Source organism: Bradyrhizobium sp. JR3.5 (genome assembly GCF_054057015.1).
In genome coordinates, this window is sequence record NZ_JBSRYV010000001.1 from 2,013,177 (window position 1) to 2,037,934 (window position 24,758).

At 61.9% G+C, this 24,758-nt stretch carries 31 protein-coding genes and 1 tRNA gene; 12 read left to right on the plus strand and 20 right to left on the minus strand.

The annotated features are described in order from the left end of the window. Positions 1 to 9: 9 nt before the first annotated feature. The 4 genes from metG to ACVWW1_RS10105 form a co-directional block, all read right to left on the minus strand. Complete coding sequence (metG, locus tag ACVWW1_RS10090) at positions 10 to 1,965, minus strand: methionine--tRNA ligase (protein WP_456655663.1); 1,956 nt, start codon at positions 1,963 to 1,965, stop codon at positions 10 to 12. Positions 1,966 to 2,085: 120 nt separating this feature from the next. Beyond that, positions 2,086 to 3,126, minus strand: coding sequence for a DNA polymerase III subunit delta' (locus ACVWW1_RS10095; protein ID WP_456655664.1), 1,041 nt, complete (start codon positions 3,124 to 3,126; stop codon positions 2,086 to 2,088). Continuing rightward, the gene (gene tmk / locus ACVWW1_RS10100) at positions 3,123 to 3,809 is read right to left on the minus strand and encodes a dTMP kinase (RefSeq protein ID WP_456655665.1); all 687 of its coding nucleotides are present in this window, start codon (positions 3,807 to 3,809) and stop codon (positions 3,123 to 3,125) included. The genes ACVWW1_RS10095 and tmk overlap by 4 nt, the downstream gene beginning before the upstream one ends. A 1-nt stretch (position 3,810) precedes the next feature. After that, positions 3,811 to 4,965: a D-alanyl-D-alanine carboxypeptidase family protein gene (locus ACVWW1_RS10105; RefSeq protein WP_456656647.1), complete on the minus strand. Its 1,155-nt coding sequence runs from the start codon at positions 4,963 to 4,965 to the stop codon at positions 3,811 to 3,813. Positions 4,966 to 5,232: 267 nt separating this feature from the next. Between ACVWW1_RS10105 and ACVWW1_RS10110 the strand changes: the two genes are divergently transcribed. Beyond that, a complete protein-coding gene (locus tag ACVWW1_RS10110; protein WP_456655666.1) occupies positions 5,233 to 6,168 on the plus strand; it encodes an alpha/beta fold hydrolase in 936 nt (311 codons plus the stop codon). 33 nt (positions 6,169 to 6,201) lie between these two features. On the opposite strand, the gene ACVWW1_RS10115 is transcribed toward ACVWW1_RS10110, so the two are convergent. Beyond that, positions 6,202 to 7,134, minus strand: coding sequence for a septal ring lytic transglycosylase RlpA family protein (locus ACVWW1_RS10115; RefSeq protein WP_456655667.1), 933 nt, complete (start codon positions 7,132 to 7,134; stop codon positions 6,202 to 6,204). Positions 7,135 to 8,101: 967 nt separating this feature from the next. Between ACVWW1_RS10115 and ACVWW1_RS10120 the strand changes: the two genes are divergently transcribed. Beyond that, the gene (locus ACVWW1_RS10120) at positions 8,102 to 8,428 is read left to right on the plus strand and encodes an NUDIX domain-containing protein (protein ID WP_456656648.1); all 327 of its coding nucleotides are present in this window, start codon (positions 8,102 to 8,104) and stop codon (positions 8,426 to 8,428) included. On the opposite strand, the gene ACVWW1_RS10125 is transcribed toward ACVWW1_RS10120, so the two are convergent. After that, positions 8,421 to 8,852, minus strand: a complete 432-nt coding sequence (locus tag ACVWW1_RS10125) for an arsenate-mycothiol transferase ArsC (RefSeq protein WP_456655668.1) — start codon at positions 8,850 to 8,852, stop codon at positions 8,421 to 8,423. The two genes, ACVWW1_RS10120 and ACVWW1_RS10125, sit on opposite strands and share 8 nt — an antisense overlap. Before the next feature lie 247 nt (positions 8,853 to 9,099). Between ACVWW1_RS10125 and ACVWW1_RS10130 the strand changes: the two genes are divergently transcribed. After that, a tRNA-Ser gene (locus ACVWW1_RS10130) sits at positions 9,100 to 9,189 on the plus strand. Between the two features lie 308 nt (positions 9,190 to 9,497). Continuing rightward, the gene (locus tag ACVWW1_RS10135) at positions 9,498 to 9,671 is read left to right on the plus strand and encodes a hypothetical protein (RefSeq protein ID WP_456655669.1); all 174 of its coding nucleotides are present in this window, start codon (positions 9,498 to 9,500) and stop codon (positions 9,669 to 9,671) included. Between the two features lie 46 nt (positions 9,672 to 9,717). On the opposite strand, the gene ACVWW1_RS10140 is transcribed toward ACVWW1_RS10135, so the two are convergent. The 4 genes from ACVWW1_RS10140 to ACVWW1_RS10155 form a co-directional block, all read right to left on the minus strand. Then, complete coding sequence (locus tag ACVWW1_RS10140; protein ID WP_456655670.1) at positions 9,718 to 9,894, minus strand: hypothetical protein; 177 nt, start codon at positions 9,892 to 9,894, stop codon at positions 9,718 to 9,720. 687 nt (positions 9,895 to 10,581) lie between these two features. Continuing rightward, a complete protein-coding gene (locus tag ACVWW1_RS10145; RefSeq protein WP_076865209.1) occupies positions 10,582 to 10,785 on the minus strand; it encodes a cold-shock protein in 204 nt (67 codons plus the stop codon). A 534-nt stretch (positions 10,786 to 11,319) separates the two neighbouring features. Beyond that, positions 11,320 to 11,958, minus strand: coding sequence for a hypothetical protein (locus tag ACVWW1_RS10150; protein ID WP_456655671.1), 639 nt, complete (start codon positions 11,956 to 11,958; stop codon positions 11,320 to 11,322). A gap of 3 nt (positions 11,959 to 11,961) precedes the next feature. Then, entirely contained in the window at positions 11,962 to 12,162 is a 201-nt protein-coding gene (locus tag ACVWW1_RS10155) for a hypothetical protein (protein ID WP_456655672.1), read from the minus strand. A 153-nt stretch (positions 12,163 to 12,315) separates the two neighbouring features. Between ACVWW1_RS10155 and ACVWW1_RS10160 the strand changes: the two genes are divergently transcribed. From ACVWW1_RS10160 to ACVWW1_RS10195, 8 genes are all read left to right on the plus strand, one after another. Then, positions 12,316 to 12,438 (plus strand): hypothetical protein, encoded by a 123-nt coding sequence (locus ACVWW1_RS10160; RefSeq protein ID WP_456655673.1) that lies wholly within the window; start codon positions 12,316 to 12,318, stop codon positions 12,436 to 12,438. A gap of 230 nt (positions 12,439 to 12,668) precedes the next feature. Further along, positions 12,669 to 13,793: an Abi family protein gene (locus ACVWW1_RS10165; RefSeq protein WP_456655674.1), complete on the plus strand. Its 1,125-nt coding sequence runs from the start codon at positions 12,669 to 12,671 to the stop codon at positions 13,791 to 13,793. 39 nt (positions 13,794 to 13,832) lie between these two features. After that, positions 13,833 to 14,279: a hypothetical protein gene (locus ACVWW1_RS10170; protein ID WP_456655675.1), complete on the plus strand. Its 447-nt coding sequence runs from the start codon at positions 13,833 to 13,835 to the stop codon at positions 14,277 to 14,279. A gap of 173 nt (positions 14,280 to 14,452) precedes the next feature. Beyond that, positions 14,453 to 15,796, plus strand: a complete 1,344-nt coding sequence (locus tag ACVWW1_RS10175; protein WP_176528776.1) for an IS1380 family transposase — start codon at positions 14,453 to 14,455, stop codon at positions 15,794 to 15,796. A gap of 172 nt (positions 15,797 to 15,968) precedes the next feature. After that, positions 15,969 to 16,304 carry a hypothetical protein gene (locus ACVWW1_RS10180; RefSeq protein WP_456655676.1) on the plus strand — a complete coding sequence of 112 codons (336 nt, stop codon included), beginning with the start codon at positions 15,969 to 15,971 and terminating at the stop codon, positions 16,302 to 16,304. 76 nt (positions 16,305 to 16,380) lie between these two features. Continuing rightward, entirely contained in the window at positions 16,381 to 16,596 is a 216-nt protein-coding gene (locus ACVWW1_RS10185; RefSeq protein WP_456655677.1) for a hypothetical protein, read from the plus strand. Positions 16,597 to 16,737: 141 nt separating this feature from the next. Next, entirely contained in the window at positions 16,738 to 16,995 is a 258-nt protein-coding gene (locus ACVWW1_RS10190; protein ID WP_456655678.1) for a hypothetical protein, read from the plus strand. Then, a complete protein-coding gene (locus ACVWW1_RS10195; RefSeq protein ID WP_456655679.1) occupies positions 16,992 to 17,429 on the plus strand; it encodes a DUF5658 family protein in 438 nt (145 codons plus the stop codon). Before ACVWW1_RS10190 ends, ACVWW1_RS10195 begins: the two co-directional genes overlap by 4 nt. 17 nt (positions 17,430 to 17,446) lie before the next feature. Here ACVWW1_RS10195 and ACVWW1_RS10200 read toward each other — a convergent pair whose 3' ends face one another. From ACVWW1_RS10200 to ACVWW1_RS10245, 10 genes are all read right to left on the minus strand, one after another. Next, the gene (locus ACVWW1_RS10200) at positions 17,447 to 18,118 is read right to left on the minus strand and encodes an SPRY domain-containing protein (protein WP_456655680.1); all 672 of its coding nucleotides are present in this window, start codon (positions 18,116 to 18,118) and stop codon (positions 17,447 to 17,449) included. Beyond that, positions 18,115 to 18,780, minus strand: coding sequence for an ATP-dependent Clp protease proteolytic subunit (locus ACVWW1_RS10205; protein WP_456655681.1), 666 nt, complete (start codon positions 18,778 to 18,780; stop codon positions 18,115 to 18,117). The genes ACVWW1_RS10200 and ACVWW1_RS10205 overlap by 4 nt, the downstream gene beginning before the upstream one ends. Continuing rightward, positions 18,777 to 19,415 carry a hypothetical protein gene (locus tag ACVWW1_RS10210; RefSeq protein WP_456655682.1) on the minus strand — a complete coding sequence of 213 codons (639 nt, stop codon included), beginning with the start codon at positions 19,413 to 19,415 and terminating at the stop codon, positions 18,777 to 18,779. Before ACVWW1_RS10210 ends, ACVWW1_RS10205 begins: the two co-directional genes overlap by 4 nt. 443 nt (positions 19,416 to 19,858) lie before the next feature. Next, complete coding sequence (locus ACVWW1_RS10215; RefSeq protein ID WP_456655683.1) at positions 19,859 to 20,710, minus strand: hypothetical protein; 852 nt, start codon at positions 20,708 to 20,710, stop codon at positions 19,859 to 19,861. 13 nt (positions 20,711 to 20,723) lie between these two features. Then, a complete protein-coding gene (locus ACVWW1_RS10220; protein WP_456655684.1) occupies positions 20,724 to 22,085 on the minus strand; it encodes a DNA-packaging protein in 1,362 nt (453 codons plus the stop codon). Continuing rightward, complete coding sequence (locus ACVWW1_RS10225) at positions 22,072 to 22,704, minus strand: hypothetical protein (protein ID WP_456655685.1); 633 nt, start codon at positions 22,702 to 22,704, stop codon at positions 22,072 to 22,074. Before ACVWW1_RS10225 ends, ACVWW1_RS10220 begins: the two co-directional genes overlap by 14 nt. Before the next feature lie 478 nt (positions 22,705 to 23,182). After that, complete coding sequence (locus tag ACVWW1_RS10230) at positions 23,183 to 23,650, minus strand: hypothetical protein (RefSeq protein ID WP_456655686.1); 468 nt, start codon at positions 23,648 to 23,650, stop codon at positions 23,183 to 23,185. Positions 23,651 to 23,713: 63 nt separating this feature from the next. Continuing rightward, positions 23,714 to 24,202: a hypothetical protein gene (locus ACVWW1_RS10235; RefSeq protein ID WP_456655687.1), complete on the minus strand. Its 489-nt coding sequence runs from the start codon at positions 24,200 to 24,202 to the stop codon at positions 23,714 to 23,716. An 85-nt stretch (positions 24,203 to 24,287) separates the two neighbouring features. Beyond that, positions 24,288 to 24,539, minus strand: a complete 252-nt coding sequence (locus tag ACVWW1_RS10240; protein ID WP_456655688.1) for a hypothetical protein — start codon at positions 24,537 to 24,539, stop codon at positions 24,288 to 24,290. Beyond that, positions 24,540 to 24,743 carry a helix-turn-helix transcriptional regulator gene (locus tag ACVWW1_RS10245; RefSeq protein WP_456655689.1) on the minus strand — a complete coding sequence of 68 codons (204 nt, stop codon included), beginning with the start codon at positions 24,741 to 24,743 and terminating at the stop codon, positions 24,540 to 24,542. It lies immediately after the preceding gene. Between the last annotated feature and the right edge of the window lie 15 nt (positions 24,744 to 24,758).

Below are 24,758 nucleotides of genomic sequence, written 5' to 3' on the forward strand. Positions count from 1 at the left end.
TCGAACCACTCACTCGGTCTTCGGTTCCACATAGCGCGGAAACACGCCGACCGGCGCCGGCAGAACCGTACCCGGCCTGATCCGCTCCGCGATCGCGGCGAAGCTGCGCGCATCCGCTGATATGCCGAGGCTGTCGAGCATCTTGCCGCAGGATTCCGGCATCACGGCCTGCGCCATGATCGCGATCTGCCGCACCACTTCGGCGGTGACATAGAGCACCGTCTTCTGGCGCGCCGGATCCGTCTTGGCCAGCGCCCATGGCGCCTCGCCGGCAAAGTAGCGATTGGCTTCGGCGACCACGGCCCAGACCGTGTTGAGCCATTGATGGATCTGCTGCGTCGCCATCGCGGTCCGCGACGTCTCCAGCATGGCGTCGGCCTGCGCCAGGATCGCCTTGTCGTTATCGCTGAATTCGCCCGGCTCCGGCAGCACGCCGCCGAGTTGCTTGGCGATCATCGACAGCGAACGCTGGGCGAGATTGCCGAAATCATTGGCGAGGTCGGCATTGATACGCGCGACGATGGCCTCGTGGTTGTAGTTGCCGTCTTGGCCGAACGGCACTTCGCGCAGGAAGAAGTAGCGCAGCTGGTCGACGCCGTACTGGTTCGCCAGATTGAAGGGGTCAACCACGTTGCCGACCGACTTCGACATCTTCTCGCCCCTGTTGAACAGGAATCCGTGCGCATAGACGCGCCTCTGCAACGGGATGCCGGCCGACATCAGGAAGGCCGGCCAGTACACCGCGTGGAAGCGGATGATGTCCTTGCCGATGATGTGCACATCGGCCGGCCAGTAGCGCCAGTACTTGTCGCTCTCGTCGGGATAGCCGACGCCGGTGATGTAGTTGGTCAGTGCGTCGACCCAGACATACATCACGTGCTCGGGATCGTTGGGGACCTTGACGCCCCAGTCGAAGGTGGTGCGCGAGATCGAGAGATCCTTCAGCCCGCCCCGCACGAAGCTCATCACCTCGTTGCGGCGCGAATCCGGGCCGATGAAATCGGGCTGGCTCTCATAGAGGTGCAAGAGCTTGTCCTGGTAGGCCGACAGCTTGAAGAAGTAGCTCTTCTCCTCGACCCATTCGACGGGGGTGCCCTGTGGGCCCCGGCGGACATTGTCCTCGCCGACTGTTGTCTCATCCTCGGCGTAATAGGCCTCGTCACGTACCGAGTACCAGCCGGCATAGGCGTCGATATAGATGTCGCCATTGTCTTGCATGCGGCGCCAGATTTCCTGCACCGATTTGTGGTGGGCAGGTTCGGAGGTGCGGATGAAGCGGTCGAACGAGACGTTGAGCCGCTCGTCCATCTCCTTGAAGCGCGCAGCGTTGCGGGTGGCGAGATCGTGCGGCGTCATCCCCTCGCCCTGCGCGGTCTGGATCATCTTCTGTCCGTGCTCGTCGGTGCCGGTCAGGAAGAACACATCCTTGCCGTCGAGCCGCTGGAAGCGCGCCAGCGCATCGGTCGCGATCGCCTCATAGGCGTGGCCGATATGCGGCTGGCCGTTCGGATACGCGATCGCGGTCGTGATGTAGTAGACGTTGCCGCGGTCCGCGGCAGGTGCTGAGACCGGCGCGCGCTCAGCAGCGGTCGCTGCGGGCTTGGCTTGCTTGGGCGCGCGGACCGCTGCCGCCTTCGGAGCCTTCTCGGCCGCTGGAGCTTTCGGCGCAGCGGGCTTCCTTGCAGCCGGAGCTACGGCCGCAGCGGCTGCCTTCTCCGGCAGAGCCTTGGTGGGCCTCCTGGCAGCTTTCTTGACGGCCTTTTGGGCGACCTTCTTTGCCGTCGACTTCTTGGCACCTGTCTTGGCCTTGGTGGCTATCTTCGCCTTTTTGGTGACGCGCCCACCCTTCTTGGTCTTGGTCTTGGCAGCGCGCGACTTCGCCGTGGCTTTCCTGGTCGCGCGGGCGGGCGATGCCTTCTTCGTCTTCTTGGCCTTCTTCGACGATTTCTTCTTAGCAGTCGCCACCACGGAATCCTTTGCAGATCGAAACGAGATTGTCGGGAGTGTTGTCAGACAGATGTATTTTCGGACGAGTGTGTTTTCGGACGGGTGCGTTGTCAGACTGATTGTTTTCAGACTTGGCGTCTACCGGGTCGCGTCCGCGAGCATCGAAAACACCGAGAAAACCAGCGGCTTGCGCTCCAGATTGTAGGCTTCGGTATCGCGCGCGGTGCGGACGATCTTTTCCCATACCTCCGCCAGCCGTGCAAGGCGCGGCAGATTGGCATTGGCGTCACCGGTTCGCATGCGCTCGCTCATCCAGCGATCGATGCCGTCGATGAAAGCGGCGAGCGCGACGCGGTCGCTGGTGCCGAGCGCATCGCCCAGCGCGTGCAGTTCGCGCGGATCGACGCTCGGAAGCGTTGCGAGCAGAGCGGCCGTGCGCTGCTGTAGCTTGAGCGCATCGCCGCCGAGCAGCGATAGCGCCCGCCCGACACTGCCCTCGGATGCTGCGGCAGCTTCCGCCAGCGCTGGATCGTCGGCCTCGATGTCGGTTGAGGCCGCGGCCGCGCGCACCACATCGCTCGTCTCCAGCGGCCGCAGCAGCAATTTGCGGCAGCGGGACAGGATGGTCGGCAGCACCCGTGACGGCGCGTGGCTGACCAGCAGGAACAGCGACTGCTGCGGCGGCTCCTCGAGGATCTTCAGCAGCGCGTTGGCGGCATTGGGATTGAGCTCATCGACCGTATCGACGATGCAGACGCGCCAGCCGTCGACCGCCGCGGTCGAGCCGAAGAACGAGATCGTCTCGCGGGTCTCGTCGACCGTGATCACGGTGCGCATCACGCCGCGGTCGTTGAGGCCGCGCTCCAGCACCAGCAGCCCGCCATGGGCGCCCGCCGTGATCTGGCGCGCCACCGGATCGGACGGATCGACGCGCAGCGTCGGCGCCGCCTGCACCTGGGACGACTTCGGATTGCGGAACGCCAGCACGAACCGCGCCATGCGGTAGGCCAGCGTAGCCTTGCCGATGCCCTGCGCGCCGCCGATCAGCCAGGCATGCGGAATTCGTCCGCTGCGATAGGCATCGAGCAGTGCGGTCTCCGCCTCGCGATGCCCGAACAGATCGGGGGTTTCGCGCGGGTGGCGAGCGGGGTTCTCCTGTTCGACCTTGCGTGCGCTCATGCGGGATTGTCTGCCGTGAGCGTTGCGCGCAGATGCTCGCGCAGCGCGGCCCAGATCCTCGCCGCAACCGTGTCCGGATCGGCCGTCGCGTCGATCAGCACGCAGCGTTGTGGATCGTCAGCCCCGATCTTGCGGTAGGCATCACGCAAATCCTGATGGAACTTGATGCCCTCGGCTTCGAAGCGATCCGCCGTGGCATTGCCGCGGCGCAGGGCGGCGCGCTGCAGTCCGACTTCGACCGGCACATCGAGGATGAAGGTGAGATCGGGTTTGAGATCGCCGATGGTGACGCGCTGCATGGCATTGACGAGGCCGGGCGACACCTGCCCGAGCTGGCCTTGATAGGCGCGTGTGGAATCGAAGAAGCGATCGCACAGCACCCAGATGCCCTGGTTGAGCGCCGGCAGGATCACGGTGCGGACATGGTCGTCACGCGCGGCGGCAAACAGCAGCGTCTCGGCTTCCGGCCCGAGCAGCTTGCCCATCCCAGACAGCACGAGGTGACGGATGATCTCCGCCCCCGGCGAGCCGCCGGGCTCACGGGTCACGATCGCGCGCAGCTTGGCGACATCGAGCCGTTCGGCGAGCTTGCGGATCTGGGTCGATTTCCCCGATCCCTCGCCGCCCTCAAAGGTGATGAAGCGACCGCGCAAGCTCGGCCGTTGGACTGCTGCTTCCGCCATGTCAGAGCTTCTCGACCCCTGCGCGGAACATTCCGATCACGAGCTCCTGGGCGCCGTCGAGTGCGCGGCGCATCGTCGATCCCGTGCCGACGGCATCCGCCGCGAACACCGGAGTCTCCACCGCGACATTGGCGCCACGCCAGACCCGGACGACGCCGATCTGCTGGCCGGCGGTGATCGGCGCCTTGACCGGGCCGCTATAGATGACGCGCGCGAGCAGCTTGTCGTTGCCGTTCTTCGACACCATCACCTTGATCGGATCGGGGCTGACCAGCTTGACCGAGCGGCGATCGCCGCCGAACACCCGGGCGTAGCCGACCGGCTGGTTGGCCGCGATCAGGACCCGGGTCTCGAAGCTGCGGAACCCCCATTCCAGCATCTTCTTGGCTTCGGTCGCGCGGTCTTCGGAATCCTCGAGGCCATTGACCACGACGATCAGCCTTGTGTCGTTCTGCACGGCCGAGCCGACCATGCCGTAGCCGCCGTCCTTGGTGTAGCCGGTCTTCAGGCCGTCGGCGCCGGGCAAAGCGTTCAGCAGCGGGTTGCGATTCTGCTGGCGGATTTTGTTCCAGGTGAATTCCTTCTCGCCGAACAGCTTGTACCGGTCCGGGTAAGTCAGGATGAGGTGGCGCGCCAGGATCGCGAGTTCCCGCACCGTCATCTTGTTGGACGGATCCGGCAGTCCGTTGGAGTTGCCGAAGGTCGACTTCGTCATGCCGAGCTCGCGGGCGCGCTTGGTCATGAAATCGGTCGCAAACGTATGCTCGTTGCCGGCGATGCCCTCGGCCAGCGCGATGCAGGCGTCGTTGCCGCTCGGGATGATCGCACCGTGCAGGAGGTCGTCGACCGAGACCTTGCTGTTGATCGCCGCGAACATCGTCGAGGTCCCGGACGGCGCCCCGCCCCGCCGCCAGGCGTTCTCGCTAATCCGGTACTCGTCGGTCAGCTTGATGTCGCCCTTCTTGATGGCGTCGAACACCACCTCGGCGGTCATCAGCTTCATCATGCTGGAGGGCGCGCGCAGCTCGTCGGCATTCTTCTCGAACAGCACGCTGCCCGAGGAGGCCTCGACCAGGATCGCGGTCGGCGCATCGCCGTCGAACCCGCCATCTTCCTTCTTGGCGCCCTGGACGCTGTTATTGGCGGCATAAACCATCCCGCCGCAGCCGATCGACAGCACCACCACGGCCGCGACCAGGCCACGCCAAGAGCGCCCAGCGCGAGCGAACAACGTGCGGGGAATTGCGATCTGGGCTGCCATCGGCGATGTCCTGAAAGACTGCGTTCTAACAGCTGGAAGTATCGCAAACAACTGAGGTTTCGCCGCTTGTGCACGGCCGGCTGGATTGCCGGCAGCGCTGAACGCCCGTATCCTTGGAACCAGCTAACGACAACAGAACCGGCAAACAAGGCGGAAACGCGAATGTCATCCTCCCGCACCATTTCCGCCAACGGCATCGACATGTTCGTGCGTGAGGCCGGGCAAGGCCCACTGGTCGTGCTCTGCCATGGCTGGCCGGAACTGTCCTACTCATGGCGGCACCAGATCGCAGCCCTCGCCGCGGCAGGATTCCGGGTCGCAGCCCCTGATATGCGCGGCTTCGGCCGGACCACCGCGCCGGCCGATGTCGGCGCCTACACGATCTTCGATACGGTGGGCGACATGGTCGCACTGGTGGCCGCGCTCGGCGAGCGGAAGGCGATGATCGTCGGTCACGATTGGGGAGCGCCGGTCGCCTGGCACGCGGCCCTGTTCCGTCCTGATATCTTCACCAAGGTCGCCGGCCTCAGCGTGCCGCCGCCGTTCCGTGGCCGCGGCCGTCCGCTGGAAACCTTGCGCGAGGGCGGCATCACCAATTTCTATTGGCAATACTTCCAGCCGCCCGGCGTGGCGGAGGCCGAATTCGAGCGCGACATCGCCCACACCATGCGACTGGTGCTCGGGCGCGGCGTCTCCGATCCAAGCTCGATGTTCGTCGACGAAGCCAAGGGTTTCCTCGGCAAGCTGCCGGCCGGAATGCCGCTGCCGGCCTGGCTGACCGAGGCCGACATCGCCGAATTCGCCGAGGGCTACCGGCAGTCCGGCTTCCGCGGCGGCCTGAACTGGTACCGCAATCTCGACCGCAATTGGGAGCTGACCGCGCCCTGGCAGGATGCGCAGATCCATCAGCCGTCGCTGTTCATCGCCGGCTCGAACGATTCGGTGATTACCGGGCTGATCGGTGCCAAGCGGGTCGCCGACATGGAACGCGTGCTGCCGAACCTGCGGCAGAAGCTGATCATCGAGGGCGCCGGCCACTGGATCCAGCAGGAGCGCCCGGCCGAGGTCAACGCGGCGCTGATCGCATTTCTGAAATGATCAGGCCAAAAGCTTGATTCGCAACGGCTTGATTCAGTAGAGGCCGCGCCCGCTCAGCACTTCGGCCGGTCCACGCGCGTCGATCGGCACATAGGCCGCCGCCGGGCTCGGGGCCGCGGCGTAGCGCGCGTCACCCTCGTAGGAGACCTCGCGCGGATTGTTCGGCACGCGGCGGTGCGACCGGCTCGAGGCCGACATTTCCGAGGTGGCGCTGACCGAGGCGTAGTCGGACTGGGTGTTGCCGAGGCTGTAGGGCCGCCCTTCAGGCAGCGGGACATCGCCCCGGACCCGGCCCGACGAGGTCGACATCTCCGGCACGAACGGCCGGGCCGAGGCGACCCGGACCATCGACGGGGACGGCGCCGGCGTACCAGTGCGCAGGGTCGCCATCAGCTGGCGGTCGTCGGAGCCTTCCAGCGGCGCCCGGCCGACATATTCGACGCGGACGCGCGCGACGCCATTGCCTTTGAAATCAAGCAGTTCGGCCGCCTTGTTCGAGACGTCGATGAGACGATTGCCGTGGTACGGGCCGCGGTCGTTGACGCGAACGACGAGCGATCGGCCGTTGCTCAGATTGGTGACGCGCGCGTAGCTCGGCATCGGCAAGGTCGGATGGGCGGCCGTGAGCGAGCCCATGTCGAACACCTCGCCGTTGGCGGTCAGGCGGCCGTGAAAATCATCGCCATACCAGGACGCCAAGCCCTCGGCGCGGTAATTCTCGTTCTCTTCCGGCACATAGGTGCGGCCGGCGACGACATAGGGTTTGCCGATGCGGTAGGTGCCGCCGCCTTTCGGCACGGGGTCGCCGAGCGCCACCACACGCGGGCTCGAGGACACGCCGTATTTGGGATCGACCCGGCTGGCGAACTGGTTCGACGAGGCACAATTGGCGACGACGAGGCACGTGGCCACCGCAACGGCGCCGCGCGCCGTCCGGATCATCGAATCTGGCCGTCTAATCCCCATCTGCCCCAAGTACCATTCTGCCCGGACCCGCGCCTACTCCGAGGCGTCGGGATCGATTCTGTCACTGTGCGGCCCACCTCCGCACCGGATGGTGAAGATATCGCAACCGGAACACGGCGGAAATGGGGAGAGCCGTCGGGCGGTGGCGCCTTGGTGAATGGTCTGTTGCGCTTCCTCCGTCCTTCTACGGACCTCCCTCCGCGCAGAATGCCCTCGCCTGTCCCGCTATCAGACACACTGTTGCAGCAAATCATCAGTCGGGGGGCATCTTCAATTCCAACAATTGAATCTTTTTGACTGTGCAAGGCTGCAATCGTTTTCTCTTCCGCGTGGGGCGCAAAGGAAGTTTGCGATGATCGAGACGGTTACAGCGGTAATGGGCCTGGTGAGTGCGGCGATCTTCTTGGCGCACGCCGTGGAAGGCTATCGGTACCGGGCCTGACAGTGCGTTGAAGGCGGAAAGACGCGTCACCTCTTTCCAGGAGAGAATGTTCGGAAAGCTTTAATCAATTCGGATGAGCATCGATTGAAGGCAGGTGTGTCATGCGTAATCACGATTTGGTCTCCGACGGATTTCTAACCCTGACCGCAGCAAGCCTCGTGCTGCTGTGCTCGAGCCTGCTGGCCTTCGCTTTCGGCTGAACACGAGATGTCCTGGGCGCCGTCTGCGCCCATGCGACAAGCGTCGGCTACCCTCACCTCATTTCTCGCCGCCCGAACCCCGGCTTCAGCCTTAGCGTGCTGGCGATACCAGCCCAGGCAAGTGTTCGGCTGCTATCATCTGCACGGCAGATCCGCCGTCTTCTCCCAGACCCGGTCCTGACGCATCCTCCATGTTCCCAGCGAGAGGATTCGCGAATGACGGGCGCAGTAAGAGAGGGAACGTCTGCGCTGCTGGTCAGCACGGACGGCCGGTTGCTGATGCAACTGCGCGACGACCTTTCCTCACGTTTCCGACCCTGGCAGGATCAGCCTGTTTGGCGGGCGGCGGGAAGGCACCGAGACTTTCCTGGAATGCGTGGTGCGCGAAATCCACGAGGAAATTGGCCACTACCTGCCGCCCGAACGTTTCGAGCTGATCGGCCGTTATTTCGGGCCGGATCATTCGACGCCAGGCGGCAGCCTCCACGGCGAGGTGTTCCTCGCGCGGGACGTGCCGATCGACCGGTTGAGGGTCACTGAAGGCCGCCTCGAGATCGTCGCCGTCGACGACCTCGAACGCATCAGCGGCAGGCTTGCACGCCCGGCGGAATATGCGCTCGCGATCTTCCTGAAGCGCGAACCAGTTACCTGAGCGATGAAACCAGCTCGCGGACGAGCTCGTCGATCATCGGCAGCGCATCCGCGGGATGGACAACATCGATATCGTGCACATGCCAGTAGGTCACCTTGTCGGCGACCTCGGGGAACCGCCGCTCGATCAGCGGACGATGCTCGGCCTCCTTGAGCGCGATCACCAGGTCCACGCCGTCGAAGTCAGCCAATGAACATGGCTGCGGATAGCGCGTTGCGCCCTCCGGAACGATGCCGCTGGTGCGAAGCCGGTCATCGGCAAACACCGACATGGCGCCGACATTGTCGGGCGAGCCCCGTTCGGCGGCGCCTCGCGAGGAGGCGCGCCACGGCAGGTTTTCGCCGCGCGCAAGATGATTGAACAGCTCCTCTGCGTATCGACTGCGGTAGTAGTTGCCGGTGCAAAGGAAGAGAACGCGCTTCATGGGCATCATGATGGCCAACGGCGGTGGTCGCGGTCAACCGTGGTGCGTGCATGCGACGATGACCCGCGGCCAATTGCTGCGGCCTCGGCGCCGTAGCATCGGCTGAAGGCCGGGTTGTCCTCGCGCTCAAATTCAGTCGGTTGGTTGCTGGTGGACCGAGCTAACGGCCCATTTCGCTCCGGTGTTCTCGCCAAGTTCGCGTTGCGTTCGGCGTCGCCCTACGCTAAGGGCCTGATCCGAATGATCCGGAAGGGTGGCCGAGTGGTTTAAGGCACCGGTCTTGAAAACCGGCGTGCCCGCAAGGGTACCGTGGGTTCGAATCCCACCCCTTCCGCCACAACTCATTGAAATTGCTGTTTTATTGCGGATTTGGTTGATTGTGCGCACAAATGGCTGCACAATGAGAACGACCCCGGTGTGGGCGGCACGCCGGGGTCGCCATTCTAAAACTCCCGACCGGGGGGCTGGGTGTGAGAGCCGGGAGCATTTTCAATGACTCCCGACGCTGCCGGTTGTTCCTGAGGTCTGCGTCAGCAGACCCGCAAGTTCTCGGCGGAACTCTTAATCCCAAATATCCATCGCCCCGAAGAATTCCGGTGTCCATCATCCCCGTTTGGGCCGGTGCGGTCCCAGGGATTGACAACCATGGTGCAGAACATCGTCGCCGGACTTGTCGTAGTGGCTTTGATTGTGATCGGTTCGATTAGCTACGCCCAGAAGCACCATCACTGTGAGCAGGGGTACGTGCTCAAACATTGGCGTGCGCACTCGCTCAAGAAAACCCAAGAGACCTGCGGATCAATGAGCCCTTCAATTTAGCTCACTACCATGCCGAGCTCGGCGCACACAGGAAGTGATACAGTCTTCACGGCCGCTGGCGTGTCGACGCCTCCTGCTCAACCATCGACACCAGCAAAGTCAAATGCTCGGCCAGCCTCGCGAACAGCTCTCGCTTCGGAACGTCGGTGGTAAGATCGCGGATCATCGCGCACTCCGCCGCATCGCAGCGGAGCTTCTCTAAATAGTTCAGGATGTCCTTCATTTTTGTCCCTTTTCCCGACGCTATACCCATGCTGGGAGAAAGAACACTGATGAATCCCTCCGATCAGAAGCCCAGGTAAGCGACCCTGGCGCGGGGAGCGCCAAGGTCGCCACTTTCAACTCCCGGCTCCGGCACGGTCTCTGCAGTTAGTTTGATGCTGGGGATTTCAGTGTCCCAGTTCAGGAAGAACCCGCCGGGCGTGTATTTGTGAGACCGGCGGCGTCTTTTTGGAATTAGCGCGGCGTAAGCCCCCAGAAGGCAATGAGCAGCAGGGCGCAAGCGCCGAGTCCCATCAGCGACACTAGGGCTTCCAGCTCCATGGCCCGAATCAACTCCGCCCGTTTGCAAAGCATGCGCGCGGGCGGAGTTTTTGTCGTCGTCAAAGGCGGCCTGCCAACTTAAGGCCAAACCAATGAAAATGGCACCCGTTTGGATCCTTTAGAGCGCCGTGCGAGTTGATGCCCCATCGAGGGGCTGAACCCGGAGGCGGGTAATGTGCGACGTTCCTCGGGATATTCAAAGAAAGTTCGAGCGACGGTGGGCCGCCAGATTTGCGCGGCCAGCGGAAACGCGCCGGCCCGAAAGGCATCAATCTCAAAAGCCGGGCCAACCCGTCGCCGCTTCCCTGAAGGCTCAGAGAAAAACCGGCCGAATTGAACCGACGGGCTTGAGTACGACTACGGAGCGTTAGCCCACTCTCAGATTTTCCGCGGACGTTTTGCCCCGGTTTTCCCTCTCTTCGTAACTCACCTTGGCACCCTCGTTGAGGCTGCTCAGACCGGCCTTCTCTACGGCCGAAATGTGCACGAATACGTCTTTGCCCCCGTTGTCGGGCTGAATGAACCCGTACCCCTTCGTGGGATTAAACCATTTAACAGTACCTGTAGCCACGTCGTCTCTCCAATTGAAGTAAGGCGCCCAGCCTAGCGTTAGCGGAACCAGCCGCCTAGGCCCTCCTCGCGACGAAGCCGTTTCCAAGATCCGTTAGCAAACCAGCAACCAGATCGGCGCAGGCTTCCCCGTGGGACGGGACCGTTGGGGACGTAGATCGGTCGCGTTTCGGGGAGGAGCCTGGCGCGCGGGCCCTGACGCCGGCTCCTCTTCCATTAACCTTGTGTTAACGAAGCCGCAGTCATGCGCCCCCGATCCTGCTAGAACATCGCCCACTGGGGATTTCAGGGCCCAGGGCTGGAAGAACAGGCCGCCGTCGGGACGCTGCATTTCGAGCCCGGCGGCGTACTTTTTCGCATTCGCCTCGTCAGTCCGATCGCGCGCGCCGGGTGCCACTTATCCGCAGCATGCCCGCAGCATATCCACAGTGGTTGAGAGTGCGTGAAATGGCGCAGCGCCAATGACTTGCTGCGCACAAGCGCACAGGCAGCCCCGCCGGGCGTGAACCGGCGGGCCCTCGTTCGTCAGGCCCAATCATGTGGCGCGGGTCGCACGACCGAATGGTATCGACCGCGGCTGCGTTGCAACTCGCGATTTAATGGCCTGGGCGTGCTCAACGATGAGCCAGAGCGTGCGGTTTATCTGATCGAGACACGTCTCCGCATCGGGAGCGGTCGTGAGCACGCAGAGAAGCGTGGCGTGGTCGATGATGGCGTCGCAGTCATCGGGTGTGTTGTTGGCGATCATTCTATCATCTCCCCTAATTCGCCCGGGCTGTGGAAGCCGGCGCTTTCCCTCTTCGCCGCCATCAGGTGGAGGATTCTCGGGGCTGTAGCCCAGCCGCTCCAGCACGAGGAAGCTGCGAGTGACGGCTATGTCGAGGATTTGCGCGCAGTCGAGCAGGTGCTGCTTCGTGGCACACATTTCATCAAGGGCGCCAGGCAACACGCCTTTAGGCGCCAACTGTGCGAACTTCTCCTGCATGCCGGAGTGGTCCTCTTGGAGGAACGCTGTCGCTAGACGAATCCACGGCAGATGCTTCTGCGCCCAATCTTCATTCGACCACTTGAAGGGAAGATCCAGCGGTTCAAACGTCATGGCGTCCCGCTCCGGCTGGGTAGCAGGACGACTCGAAGAAACGATCCGCAGATGTGATGGTTGACCGTGCTTCATGGCTCACGCCTCCACCAGCGCGCGCCGGCTCATGGCCGGGATTGTTTCCGAGGCACCACCGTCCCGACTGCGGGGCTCGTCGACCTTGACGAGCGCGCCGGTCAGACCGTCGTCCTCGGCGCGACGGAACGCAGCCGCGACGAACGGGTCGCGGATCAGCGAAGACAGGGGTTTTGTGGTATGATTTGAGTCAGCTCGCGCCATAGGTCACTCCTTGGCTTGGGTTAGAGCCGAGCAGGTGTTCCAGCACTTGCTCGGCTTGTCTTTTTATGACATTATAAATTCATGCCGTCAAGAATAAATGACATTAAAAAATCAAAGCGCGGACGCCCCTCCGTCGAGAGCGAGGCGGTTACCGTGCGCATGACCCATGATGCGCTGCAAACGCTGGACGATTGGCGCCGGCAGCAGGACGACCTGCCCGGCCGCCCAGAAGCCATCCGCCGGCTGGTCGAGATTGGACTAAAGGTAGAGAAATAGCCGGTTAGTTTTTGAGGCCAGCTGCGATTCTCGATGCGATTGAAATTGTTTCAATTTTCGGTCGTAGCACGCATGTACGCCACACTCCGGGCAACAATTTTGGTTTGGAATGCAGTGTCAGATTAATTGACACTTAAGGATTCACGAACTATTTCTAATTCCAACAACACCCCGCCCGCCTCTCCATGGAAGCGCATATGGTGGGGTTTTCCTTGCCTTGAGTTACAATTTTGGCGCGAACCCCCTTCAAGAAACCCGCGCGCGAGCTTGGAGACTTAACGTTCCTTCTGGCTACCCGCGGCCTCAGGTTCGAGAACTGGGCGGATGCTCACACGCATTTGGAGCACATCGGGTACTATCGCTTCACCGGTTATCTAAGACCATTCAAGATTGGCGGTACAGGCGCGGACGCCGAGAATTTTAAACCGAACACGACTTTCGAGTTAGTTCACGACCGATACATTTTCGATCGGCGGCTTCGAATCTTAATCCTGGAGGCTGTTGAGAAAATTGAGATAGCCGCACGCGCGGCCATTTCAGACGCCGTTGCATGCCGACACGGTCCTCATTGGTACATGGACCGCAATTTGTTCGCTCGCCCCGGCTTTTATCATCGGGCTCAAAAGTTCGATGTCGTGAAGTGGCACGCCGCCTTCCTTGAGGACGTGAAGCGGCAAATCGGTCACGACGATGCACGAAGACAGGACGTTTTCGTAAAGCACTACTACGAGACCTACAGCGATCCAGACATGCCTCCATGCTGGATGGTCTTCGAGATTATTACTTTCGGATCCATCTCGCAGTGCCTGAAGTTCCTCAAGCACCCAGAGTACGGAGAGGTTTGCAAGAAATTCGGTCTGAGCCACCAGATCATAAGCTCATGGCTTCACGCGCTCTCTTATGTGCGCAATCTATGCGCTCACCATTCACGCCTCTGGAACCGCGTTCTCACCATCAAACCCACGATACCGAATGCGCACCGGTTAGCTTTCGGGAATAAGAACGATCGCATCTACGCTGCATTGCTAGCAATGCAAATTTTGCTTCAGCAGATCTGGTCGAACAATGAATGGGCAGAGAATTTGCGTGCCTTGATCGACGAACATCCGACCATTCCACTGGGTGCGATGGGCTTCCCCGCGCAGATTGGGATAAGCTGGCCGAGTGGTCGTTTGACTCAGATTAAGCTTCCCCATGCATCGCGGGCTGAGGCGCGGCACTGTCCAATTCCTAGCGGCTCCTCTCCGCGTTCAATCGGCGCGTGCCCTAGCAGCAAGGGTGACGCTAGTCCGGTGTTCTCCACCGTAAAATCACGGATTGCAGCCGCCCTTAGCCGCGCTTCCGCGCTCGTCTAGGTTGCGATAAGCTGCTTGCTTTCCTTCGGGGCCATTTCAATGAACCGCTCAGTCTGGGCAATTGCCGCCCTATTCTACATTGCCGGTGCGCTCTCGATCGTGATCGTTTGGCAGATTTTCGGCGGATCACCGTCGCTGCAGTTGGCGGCGAAAACGGGCGCATCGCCGGACAGCGCCAACGTGAAAAGCGCGAAGACGCAGTTGGGCAAGTTCTTGTTTGACCCATACAGCGCTCAATACGAAGACATCCGAGAAATCAAGACCGAGATTGGAGCCATGGTTTGCGGGCTTGTTAATGCCAAGAACCGAATGGGCGGCTACGTCGGAAGAAAACCATTTTATTACATGGCCATAAATGGAGAGGTGGCTGTGATCCGCAACAATTCGGATGCGTTCGTCTATAGTTCATTTGCGAAATACTGCTTCCCGGATCGTCGCTTCCCGCGCAATTCTGGCGATGACGCGGGATGGGGTACAGACAACTAACTTGTCTGTTCGGACAAGCTATTCATTGCCGTCGCCCGGATGAATCCGGGCTAGCCCGTCTTATTCATCAGCGGCTTGTTGAGAGGCTGGCGAGCGTGGCGTAAGCCGCTGAGATGGCGTAGGATTCGGTTGCTGACACCCACCCTCCGCGCATCCGGGCCGCCACACTCGCCATGACCGACGATACGAGTCTGCCGTTCTCATTTCCAGCCGTTTCCCGCAAGAAGATCACAGCCTCGTTCGACGGCGGCAAGCTGACGTCGGATGGCGGCGTCATGCTTCTGGCCATGGCGGACCGGCGCCTCGGCTTGGCCGCGAAGTTGTCCTGCGTATTCCCCGAGCGGCGCGATCCGGGACGCATCGTGCACAGCCTTGCGGATATGATCCGCGCCCGCATCTTCGCCATCGCGTGTGGCTACGAGGATGGCAATGATCTCGATCGTTTACGCGGCGATCCGGCGTTCAAGCTGGCTTGCGGCCGACTGCCGGACACTGGCCGGGATCTGTGTTCGCAGCCGACCCTATCGCGCCTGGAGAATGCACCACACCTGCGCGAGGTGATCCGGCTGAGCTCTGTGCTGGTTGACCTATGGATGGACAGCTACGCGCGAGCGCCGAGCGCAATCACGCTCGACATCGACGACACGGTCGACGTGGTGCATGGCCGTCAGCAACTCTCGCTGTTCAACGCCCATTATGATGAACACTGCTTCCTGCCGATCCACGTCTACGACACCGAGCACAGCCGGCCTGTTGCGGTCATCCTGCGCCCCGGCAAGACGCCGAGCGGCCGCGAGGTGCGGGCACACCTGCGCCGCCTGGTTCGGCGCATTCGCCGGCGCTGGCCCGATACGCGTATCACCTTCCGCGGCGACAGCCATTACGCCGGCCCCGAGGCGATGACTTTTTGCGAGCAAAACGGCGTCGATTACATCTTCGCGCTAGCCGGCACGAAGCCGCTCGCCAGAAAGGTCGACGAGGTCTGTGATGCATTTCGAACCGAACGTGCGATCGAGAACAAGATCGTGGTTCGCGGCTACACCGAGACCCGCCACGCGGCCGGCTCCTGGCATCGTGAGCGCCGCGTCGTCGCCCGCATCGAGGCAACCCAACAAGGGCTCGACGTCCGCTACGTCGTCACCAGCCTGGATATCGGCTCGGCTGAGTGGATCTATGACAGCCTCTATTGCGCTCGCGGACAGGCCGAGAACCTGATCAAGCTGCACAAGACCCAGCTCGCCTCCGATCGCACCAGTTGCCGCTCGGCGCTCGCCAACCAGGTCCGCCTCGTCTTCCACACCGCCGCCTATTGGCTCATCCTCGCCGTGCGCGATGCCATCCCAAAGCCGCGCGATCTGGCAACGGCCGAGTTCAACACGATCAGGCTCAGGCTTCTCAAGATCGCAGCCCGCGTCATCGAGACCGCCACCCGCGTCCGTCTCGCCTTCGCTGCGGCGTGCCCCGACGCCGACCTGTTCCGCGGCTTGGCAAACGCTCTCGTCCCGCAAGCACCCTGACGCGCGGGGCATGAGCCCCGGTCACCCCGCTGCCGTCCTCCAACGCGTTCACGAAGTCGGGTCGAAAAGCGGCGAAAAAGCCGAAGCGTTCGCGCGCGCCTTCACCCCGACCGGAAATGTTCCAGCTGCCCCGCCCGGCAATCATGAATAAGACGGGCTAGACCAATCCGTTGTGATCGTCGCCTTCCTGGTCGCGAGGCGTAGAGGCCTTCACCCGCTGCTCGATCGGCGCGATCATGGGCCCATGCCCTGGCGCCGCAAGCCCGCTCACTTCCTCCGCTACTGGTCCGGCCCCGTCGATCGCAACGCCGGCTTCAAGACGGTGCTGGTGTTCTGCGTCGGGTGCCAGCACCACAACGGCCGGCTGAAGCTCGCCGACCTTCCGGATTGGGACTGGTACGATATCTCCGCGCACCTGAAGTGCACCGCATGCGGCAAGGTCGGCTGGGTCGATACCCGGCTGGACTGGGGCGAAGTGATTAACTTTGCGAAGGGCGTTTCTGGCTGATTCAGCGCCCCGTAAAAGCCCGGCCTTGCCCTCCATCGCCGGTTGTCTCTTTCTGAGAGCCGAAACGGCAACCCTGATGGCTGACATCGAAGTCTATACCGCCCGCTATGAACGCGAGCATGGCCACCCGCCAGCCGGGCGCCGGTTCTGGCTATTCACGCTGGTGTCGGAGACCGGCGCGATCCTCTACGAGGTCAAGCTCAACGAGCAGATGATCTACCCGGCGGCTCTGGATCGTGCCCTCGCGATCGCTCAACAGCGGAACGCCTTCCGGATCATCGTGGAACCCTAACCTCGCCACGCCGAGTATCGCGACATAAAAAGCACCAGCGCCCCTACCGGGCGCTGGTGCTGTAGTTTCCGCAAGCGTTGTAGCGTCGCCGCTGCGTGTCCTGGAGTTTCCTCAAACCGGCCTGCGCAGGACAATGCGCCATTGGTCTATGCGGAACTCGCAAAACCAGCCCAGGATACCTATCTCCCAGGCATGCCGATTACCCGAAAGCAGCTCGAAATCCCGACGGAGGTGGCTCGCCAGTTTGCCGCAGACATGAAGGCGTATCACGCTGCGCAGGATGACAACCGACGCGACCGGATCGCGGTCGGCACGCGGCATATGCTGTTGCAACACATGCCGACTGGCACCAAACTACGGCTGAGCGAAATCAAAGAACTGTTTGAGCGGATGAGATGAAAGTTTGGACCTATACCGACACGAACAAAATTGTTGGCGATCCAGATCACCTGAAAGTCTTTGCGACGAACGATACCGCGGAAGCTTGGTTTAAGCAGAATGATCCCGAGGGTGTCGCGTTCGCCTATGAAGTTATTTTAGGGCCACGTTACTTGGCCAAGACACTCCTTGTGCTTTCTGTCTTGCTTCTCGGGGTCGCCGATCTCTACACCACGAACACGATCTTGAATCTCGGCATGGGCGAGCTGAACCCGTTCATGCACATCGCTCAGACATGGCTCGGCCCGTGGTGGCTTTTCCCGAAGCTAGCCTTGACCTACTTCATGATGTGGCTGCTTTGGCGCAGCAACAACCCTTACAACATCGCTGTCGTGGTGGCGTTCTGCTGTACACCAGTACTGAACAATCTCCTCGTCATCGCCAGCTCACACTGACGTCCAATCGTTTGGCATTATGGCGGCCACCCCGAAGTAAACCCGAATGGGACAGATCCAGAAAACGCCGACGCCCCGAGGTTGGCCGTTAGATTGTCACCGGCTACTGGACTGCCGTAAGGACTGAATGCAACCGCCGGCGCCATTGCGGCTACAGGGTAAGAGGCGCCGCCCGTGTTCGTTGCGGGATTCGCGGTGCCGACGCCATTCCAGTTACCACCGTTAACTCGAAACCATATTCGCGCGTTATCGGCATCGAACGCGACGCCAATGATATTACCTGCGGATAAGCCGGCCCCGAGTGATCCCGACGGACCGCCGTTGCTGACAATGCTGCCACTGCCCAGCCACACGCCGACTCCGGAGCCCGTATTCCCGTTGACAGCCGGGAAATAGCCATAGCTCGCTGCCATGACGCCAACAAAGTCCGTGCTTCCATGCGACGCGCCGACGGTGACTTCAAAATAGAACTTTCCGGAGCTCTGGTAAGAGATTGACCTGGCGCCACCCGTGCTGGTGTTCGTGCGCGTCGCGGTCAGATCTGCATTTGAGAGCGTAGCGTTAGAAACCGAGCCGGGGTCGAAGGCAGAACTCACGCTGACAACGGGTGGAGGCGCGGTAATCGCGCCAACTCGACACTGCAGGATCGACTCCGCAGTGATCTCAACAAGCCAATTGACCCCAGTCACGATGCGACCTCCGCGTGATCTTCAATCGCATGAGCGAAGCCGCGCTCGAGGGCTTCCGCCGCGGTCCAGACGCGCCCCTCCGCCATCCAATCGCGGGCGCGCTGCTCGGTGACACCGAGACGAGACGCCAACATCACCGCTTCAAAATCATCTGTCGCGGTCAGGGAGTTATTGATCGCCTCTTTCGCGTCCTCTGACAGCTGCCGCATTGCCTCGAATTGGGATGGGGAGCAAATCCTCGCCGATCGGTGAATTAGAACCGTTCCGCCCGTTGCTATGGTTCGAAAGTCGGCTGCCAGCGCGAGAAAGATTGCTGCGCTCGAGCACCTTCCGGCAATGTGGGCCGTGACATGCCATGGGTGCTGTAACAGAGCCAGGGCGATGGCCGCCGCGCTCCCGGCTTCACCACCGGCGCAATCGATCAACATCGATATAGAGCGGTCACTCGCGTCGCGGATGGCTTGCAAATAGCGACTGCTGTCGCGCTTCGTAGCGCGACCCTCCGCAATATCGATTCCGCGCGGTACCGACGAATGAAACTTCAGCGCCAAAGGCTGCGCGGAACCTCTTGGGCGGAACGGCGGATTTGGACACTCAGGCAGCGCCACCGCCTCGGCTCTAGGCTCCGCGTGGATAACATAGATCTCGGGCACGAAGCTCACGCCGACCATCCCGCGGTGAAGCCAGACGGTACGGCATAGGTAAAAGCCGTCGCTCCGAAGTTGGCCGTGAGATTATCGCCGGCTACAGGGCTGCCGAACGGGCTAAACCCGACGACCGGCGCGTATTGCGCGGCAAGTAACGAAACGCCGCCTGTATTTGTCGCGGGATCATTTGTCCCGATGTTGTCCCAGCTTCCGCCATTGAGCGCATACCAAACCTTCCCGTTGCCGGCGTCGTGCGCCACACGGATAATGCTTCCCCCAGCATTAGCTGCGCCACCCACTGATCCGACAGTGCCGCCGTTATTTACGATATTGCCACTGCCCAACCAGACGCCAGACCCAGCGCCGGTATTGCCGTTTGTAAGCGCGCCGTACCCATAGCTGGATGCCATAATACCGATCGCGTCGGTGCTCCCGTGCGAAGCACCGACAGTGACTTCAAAATAAAACTTGCCGGCGCTCTTGTAGGAAATCGATTGCGCGCCGCCGGTGCTGGTGTTGCTGCGCGTCGCGGTCAAGTTGCCGTTGGAGAGCGCGGCGTTTGAGAGAGATGCAGCATCGAACGTTGTCGGCACGGCTGAAGCCGATACGACAGCGGCTCGTCTTGCCACAAGCTGGGGACTAAACAGCATGGGAGTCTCCAACGCTCGATCCGATATTGCCCGGTTTCATCGATGGTTCCTGGTTGCCATTATCACTTGAAATGCTTCTCGAGCCGCTTGCGCACGGCCGAAGGGGGTTTCTTCGAGATGTGATGCGGGGCCAGACTCGACTTCGGCCCGGCGGGCCGCGGCGCAGTCAGCCGATCCACGATCGCCCTGCCGGCGTCTTTCGCACTGCGCGATGATCGGGGCGGCTTTGCTTTGCTCACTGTGCCGCGCCCGATCGCAAACTTTTGGCGGGGATCTCGACGGTGGCGGTCGCCTTCGTACCCGCGGGCCGCGGCGCAGTGTGATGGGCGGTCACAGCCTTGACGTGAGACTCCGTGGCGTTCGCCAGATGTTCGGAGGCGGCTCGGTGGTCGACGCCAGGCGGGAGTGCTTTGGGAATAGTCATTGATTGTCCTTTTCAATAATCAGGCGGCTTTGCGTTGGTTGAATTCATCGAGCGTGGTCGCTTCGATGCCGTTGGCGAGCTCGTCCGCAGTCGGTTCTCGCTCCACGCCGCGCTCGAGATCGACCACGCGCCCACGGCGCAGCCACGGCACTAGCTCCTTGGCCTCGATCGGCGCGGCGGCGACCTCAAACTGTTCCGCCGTCAGGCCGGTGTCGATGCGGGCACTGTCGCGGCCGGCTTCCACCGCCGAGGCGGCCACGTCGATCGCGCTGGCCAGTTCCTCGATTTCATCGATCAGGGAGCCGTGTACATCGCGCAGAGCCCGCTCTTTCAGCAACTTCAGATGACTATCGGACGCGCCACTCAACATGGATGGCGCCTCGAGGATTGCAGCGCGGATCTGTGGATCGATCTTGTCGGGTCCGGTGATCTTGTCGCGCTCGCCCTGCGGCAGACCGCGAAGCCAGGTCCGAATCTCCATTCGCGCGATGGCTCCGGCGGCGTCGGTAGGATCGGCCTTCGGCAGTTGAAGGCGGCCGCGCTTTTCCTCAAGTTCCAGTTTGGCGCTCGAGATCGCGCGGCGCCCCTGGTGGAATGCCGGCACCGCTTGGTGCAAGATGTGGTTCTTGAACTGATCCTGCCGTCCCTGGTCGGTGTAACGGGTGTCCGCAGCGAGCTGACGGCCGATGCTCTCGGCGAGATCGACGGCAGACAAGGCGCCAAGATAGGCCTTCTCCAGACGCTCGACGGTCGAGCCCGGCTTGGATTTCAATTCCCACATACGAATTTCGTGGTTGGGCCGTCCCGGAACGTCATTCGGTAGGATCTTGCGACGTCCCCTGATCCCCAGTTTCTCGCCGATTGAACTCATTAGCCTGGTCTCCTCATCGTCGTGTTGCGTAACCGCCGGCCAACGGGCCTTCGGTGATCGGGCCGTCATTGATGGTGCTGCGCCGCTCGATGCGGCCAGCAATTAACTTGCCGCCATACGTCATCTGCACCGCGCCAATCGGCTGCGGCTTCGTCATCAGTTCGGTCAGCGCCCAGACCAACGCATCAGCACGGTCGGGCGAGCCTTCGCCGAGGTATCCCTCGCCCGTCATGGCAGCGAGTTGATCTTCAAGCTCGGCGAAGCCGCCCGCGTGGCGCACCCTGTTCTGCTCGTAAAGGCTGGCTATCGGCTCAGCACGCTGGATCTTGCCCCGGGACGCGGTGACTTCGCGATAAGGCACGTCAGGATCAACCGTGCGGATGACGTGCTGAACCATGGCGCCGCCGAAATTGCGCTCCGCTACAATCCGATCGGCCTTGAATTCGTGATAGGCAGCCACCGCACGCGCGCCCCAAATGCCGGGCGACGCCTTGATGGTACGGTCAGCCAGCACATAGCCGAAGCCGTCCGCGCCAAGACCAGCAACCATGATGCCGACAGCGTCGCCGCCGTCCTCCTGGCCGCCGGTGCCTGAGGGATCGATCGCAACCACAACGCGCTTGAGATCAGGAACGGTGCCGGCGAACCGCGCCCGCTCGAGCATGTCGCGGGTCCACAGCGCGCCCTGGACGTCGTCGAGGATTTCGGCGTTCAGCTCCTGCCTTCCGAGCCTGGTCCCCTCATATCGAGCCCGGATAGCGTTCAGGAACGGCTGCGCAAGGTTGGCGGCATTCTCAAACGTCGTGCCGCGGGTAACGACGACGTCGTCCCGCTTGAGCAATTCCTTCACCAGCTTGATCGGTCGTGGGGTGGTAGTCGCAATCCAACGCGGCCGCTGGCCGAGCCGAAGCCCAAACTGGAGCATTGACCAGGCTGCATCAGGATCATTCCAGGCCGCCAGCTCGTCGGCCCAAGCCAGATCGAACTGCGGACCACGGAGACGATCGGCCTCCTCGCTCGAGAAGGTGTGAGCGATGGCGCCGTTGGGCCACGTCAGCTTGCGCTTTGAGGGCTCATATTCCGGACGACACCAATCAGAAGAGATTGCCAGAATGCCGCTCTCGCCCTCCACCATCGTGTCTCGGGCATCCGCAGCGGTCGGGGCCACCATCGCCACACGCCGCGCCCTGCCCGTCTCAACCTCTTCCTTGACCCACTCGGCGCCGGTCCTGGTCTTGCCGAACCCGCGGCCGGCCATGACGAGCCAGCCATTCCAATCGCCGGCCGGAGGTAACTGCGACGGACGCGCCTTCGCACGCCAGCCACCATCGGCCAGCGTGTCAGCCAGTCGTGATGCGAGGCTACGCAGCGACATGGTCGATTACCTGACTCATGGACGGGCTTGGCAGGCTCACTGGTGAGCCCTCCTCGTCCAGGTCGCGCAATGCCGCCACCACCGACGCACGCGCATCAGGGAACGCGGCAAGGGCCTTGAGCATTGTGGCCTGCATCCGCAGGAAAGCCGGATGCTCGGCCAGGACCGCAACGTTGTTCGTGATGTTGATGGATTGGGCCATTGAGCCCAGTTCACCGGTAACGCGGGCGATAGTCTCGAGCACCGACGTCAGCCGGCCGGCCACGTAAGCCACGCCTCGGCCATCTCCGGCCTCGTTCATCGCGGCCAGTTGACCGGACAACACAGTGCGGACCATGCGGAGATGGTCGAGGACGCTGTCGCCCTCGCTGGCCGCCTTCTCCGCCAGTTCGGCTAGCTGAGCCGGACCGCAGAGATACGACGCCTTTGCCTCGTCCGAGACGTGGTTGTGCCAATGCCGATGGATGCTGTCCCGCTCAAGGCCGAACTTCTCGGCCAAGCTATCGAGGCTTGCGCCACCAGCGCGCAATAGCTCGATGCGCCATCTTTCGGCGTGGGTGCAGACTTTGCAACGTGAGGAGCGAATGACGCCCATGGGCAGCGTGACTTTCCAGTACATCCGTGGAAAGCCCGCTCCGCTTGCGCGGCCATGGGCACATCGAGCGAACTCGATGCAGCAAATATATGCGAAAAACCGTCGCGTTCAAGAGCCAGTTTGTGCGTAGCGTTGCTAGTAGGCGTCCGGTGACGTCCGAGAACGCTGAAGTTACTAATTTATTTTGCTAATTCGGCGGACGGAGCATCCGCCAAGTATCACCGAAGCGTTATATCGACGACACTACAACGGCCAAGCAGCGTCGCGCAGACGAGCCGGCTAGCGCAGGAACACCCACATCAACAGCACCGAGACCAGAGCATATGTGCTGGTAACGGTAATGCCCAAGTACAGACGCTCCATAGCGGCCTCCCACTTCAAGGTGCCGCCCCCTCACCCATTCAGCCTAGCGCACGCCTAAGCTCCGAGCAGTTGGGATCGGGATTAGTCCCTGCAGCACGCTGAGTACTCCCCCGAGATATAGAGGTAGTGTGGGTTTCCCCTACTGGGACAGTAGTGTGGAAACTCCACCCTGGGAGATGTCCTCGACAGTGTGGGTTTCCCCTACTGTGACAGTGTGGGTTTTCCACCCTGGGGATTTGTTTTTGGCCATGCGCGCTACCCGAGCGAGCTGGTTGGCCGCCTCGACTGTTTTGACGTTACGCCACTCGTGCGAGGGGTTTGGGCTGCTTTTGCTGTTGACGCATGTGAGCCGGAAGTAATTGGGCCAGCGGAATTCGCCCGCGCTCGGCTTCCCCCTCTGAGTGATCTCCACGAAGCCGAGAGCCTCCAGTTCGCGGATTGCCGGCGCGATTGCTTGCCGATCGATCCCGTACTCCATAAACTGGTCGTAGGTGACCGGCAGCCGCCCGTTGTCGTTGCCGCCGTGGTGCGCGAGCTCGATGCAGACGCGGTCGAACACGCGATGTGCTGACAAGCTCAGCACCCGCCACGCGGGACTGGTCAGCATTTCGATAGTACGGGCAGAGAACTGCCCGTCTATCTGATTGTTGCGTCTCTTTCCCAACGGATGTCAGCCTTCCCGAGCCCGCTTAGCGAGCCCTTCCATGAAGGCGACTTCGTTCTCGGATGAAATGTAGATGAAAGTGTCCTGGTCGTCGTTCCAGCCGGCCTGCTGGCGTATGATCAGTTCGCCAACCCTGTTGCGGTACGCGGCGGTCGCGCGCTGCTCTCTAAGGATGATGGAATCGTCGTCGTTCCAATTGAACTCGACCTCCTCGCGCAGGATGGCGTCAGCTTTCTCCGCCAGCGCAATCTTGTCGACCTTCGCCCGATCCGCCTTCAGGGCAGGACTTTCCGGATCTATGTGCGGCGCCCGAGCCAGCAACAATTCCTCGCGGGATATGCCGTTGGCCAGTTCGAGCTGTTCGGGCTTGATTTGCTTATTCATGGCTGCGCCTCCCCGTGCAGAATCGGGACGAGCACAGCGGCCATGGCCAAACTGATTGCACAGCGCCGCGTTAGACGACGCGCTTGCAGATAATGAAGCGAGGGCGTACATTCCGAACCGATCGAAGCGCCAGCCAGATCAAGTTTCGGAGCCCCGCACGCCGCCAGCGTTGCGGGGTTTTCCATGGGTGACTGCATCAGGCCGCTGCCTCCGCCTCTAGCAGCGCTTGGCCCAAGGCCAGGCTGTCGATTAGCCCCTTAACCGCGCCATGATCCCTGCCCACAACGAGATGGCGCGGCGTCGAACTCCAACCGGTGTCGGGCCGGTTCTCGAACACGCGAATCTCGAGCTTTGCATTGCCATTGAAGTTCCTGATGGTGATACGAAACTCTTCTCTTCCGCTTTTTTTGACTGAGGCCACAATCCTCGGGTGATCTTCAAAGGCCATCTATGCGGCCTCCCGGATCTTGCCGGCGGCCTTGAGGCGCTCCGACTTCCAGGCCTGAATCTCGTCAGACAGCCAAGCGACGGACCGCTCCGTAATCTTGAAGTTTTTGGGGAAGGTTTGAGCTTCCATCCGCTCGTAAATGGCAGAGCGGGTTAAGCCGGTCTCCTGCTGCACCCGTTCAAGGCGCCAAAACTGGTTCGACATCTGCAAATCCTCTTT

Coding starts and splice junctions, on each gene's coding strand:
- ACVWW1_RS10095 (WP_456655664.1), bottom strand. CDS start 3,126: ATGAGCGCACGCAAGGTCGAACAGGAGAACCCCGCTCGCCACCCGCGC.
- ACVWW1_RS10115 (WP_456655667.1), bottom strand. CDS start 7,134: ATGGGGATTAGACGGCCAGATTCGATGATCCGGACGGCGCGCGGCGCC.
- ACVWW1_RS10175 (WP_176528776.1), top strand. CDS start 14,453: ATGACCGACGATACGAGTCTGCCGTTCTCATTTCCAGCCGTTTCCCGC.
- ACVWW1_RS10220 (WP_456655684.1), bottom strand. CDS start 22,085: ATGTCGCTGCGTAGCCTCGCATCACGACTGGCTGACACGCTGGCCGAT.
- ACVWW1_RS10110 (WP_456655666.1), top strand. CDS start 5,233: ATGTCATCCTCCCGCACCATTTCCGCCAACGGCATCGACATGTTCGTG.
- ACVWW1_RS10240 (WP_456655688.1), bottom strand. CDS start 24,539: ATGGCCTTTGAAGATCACCCGAGGATTGTGGCCTCAGTCAAAAAAAGC.
- ACVWW1_RS10105 (WP_456656647.1), bottom strand. CDS start 4,965: ATGGTTTATGCCGCCAATAACAGCGTCCAGGGCGCCAAGAAGGAAGAT.
- ACVWW1_RS10245 (WP_456655689.1), bottom strand. CDS start 24,743: ATGTCGAACCAGTTTTGGCGCCTTGAACGGGTGCAGCAGGAGACCGGC.
- ACVWW1_RS10135 (WP_456655669.1), top strand. CDS start 9,498: ATGGTGCAGAACATCGTCGCCGGACTTGTCGTAGTGGCTTTGATTGTG.
- ACVWW1_RS10155 (WP_456655672.1), bottom strand. CDS start 12,162: ATGGCGCGAGCTGACTCAAATCATACCACAAAACCCCTGTCTTCGCTG.
- ACVWW1_RS10235 (WP_456655687.1), bottom strand. CDS start 24,202: ATGTACGCCCTCGCTTCATTATCTGCAAGCGCGTCGTCTAACGCGGCG.
- tmk (WP_456655665.1), bottom strand. CDS start 3,809: ATGGCGGAAGCAGCAGTCCAACGGCCGAGCTTGCGCGGTCGCTTCATC.
- ACVWW1_RS10140 (WP_456655670.1), bottom strand. CDS start 9,894: ATGAAGGACATCCTGAACTATTTAGAGAAGCTCCGCTGCGATGCGGCG.
- ACVWW1_RS10125 (WP_456655668.1), bottom strand. CDS start 8,852: ATGAAGCGCGTTCTCTTCCTTTGCACCGGCAACTACTACCGCAGTCGA.
- ACVWW1_RS10195 (WP_456655679.1), top strand. CDS start 16,992: ATGAAAGTTTGGACCTATACCGACACGAACAAAATTGTTGGCGATCCA.
- ACVWW1_RS10230 (WP_456655686.1), bottom strand. CDS start 23,650: ATGCTGACCAGTCCCGCGTGGCGGGTGCTGAGCTTGTCAGCACATCGC.
- ACVWW1_RS10185 (WP_456655677.1), top strand. CDS start 16,381: ATGGCTGACATCGAAGTCTATACCGCCCGCTATGAACGCGAGCATGGC.
- ACVWW1_RS10210 (WP_456655682.1), bottom strand. CDS start 19,415: ATGCTGTTTAGTCCCCAGCTTGTGGCAAGACGAGCCGCTGTCGTATCG.
- ACVWW1_RS10215 (WP_456655683.1), bottom strand. CDS start 20,710: ATGAGTTCAATCGGCGAGAAACTGGGGATCAGGGGACGTCGCAAGATC.
- ACVWW1_RS10170 (WP_456655675.1), top strand. CDS start 13,833: ATGAACCGCTCAGTCTGGGCAATTGCCGCCCTATTCTACATTGCCGGT.
- ACVWW1_RS10150 (WP_456655671.1), bottom strand. CDS start 11,958: ATGAAGCACGGTCAACCATCACATCTGCGGATCGTTTCTTCGAGTCGT.
- ACVWW1_RS10225 (WP_456655685.1), bottom strand. CDS start 22,704: ATGTACTGGAAAGTCACGCTGCCCATGGGCGTCATTCGCTCCTCACGT.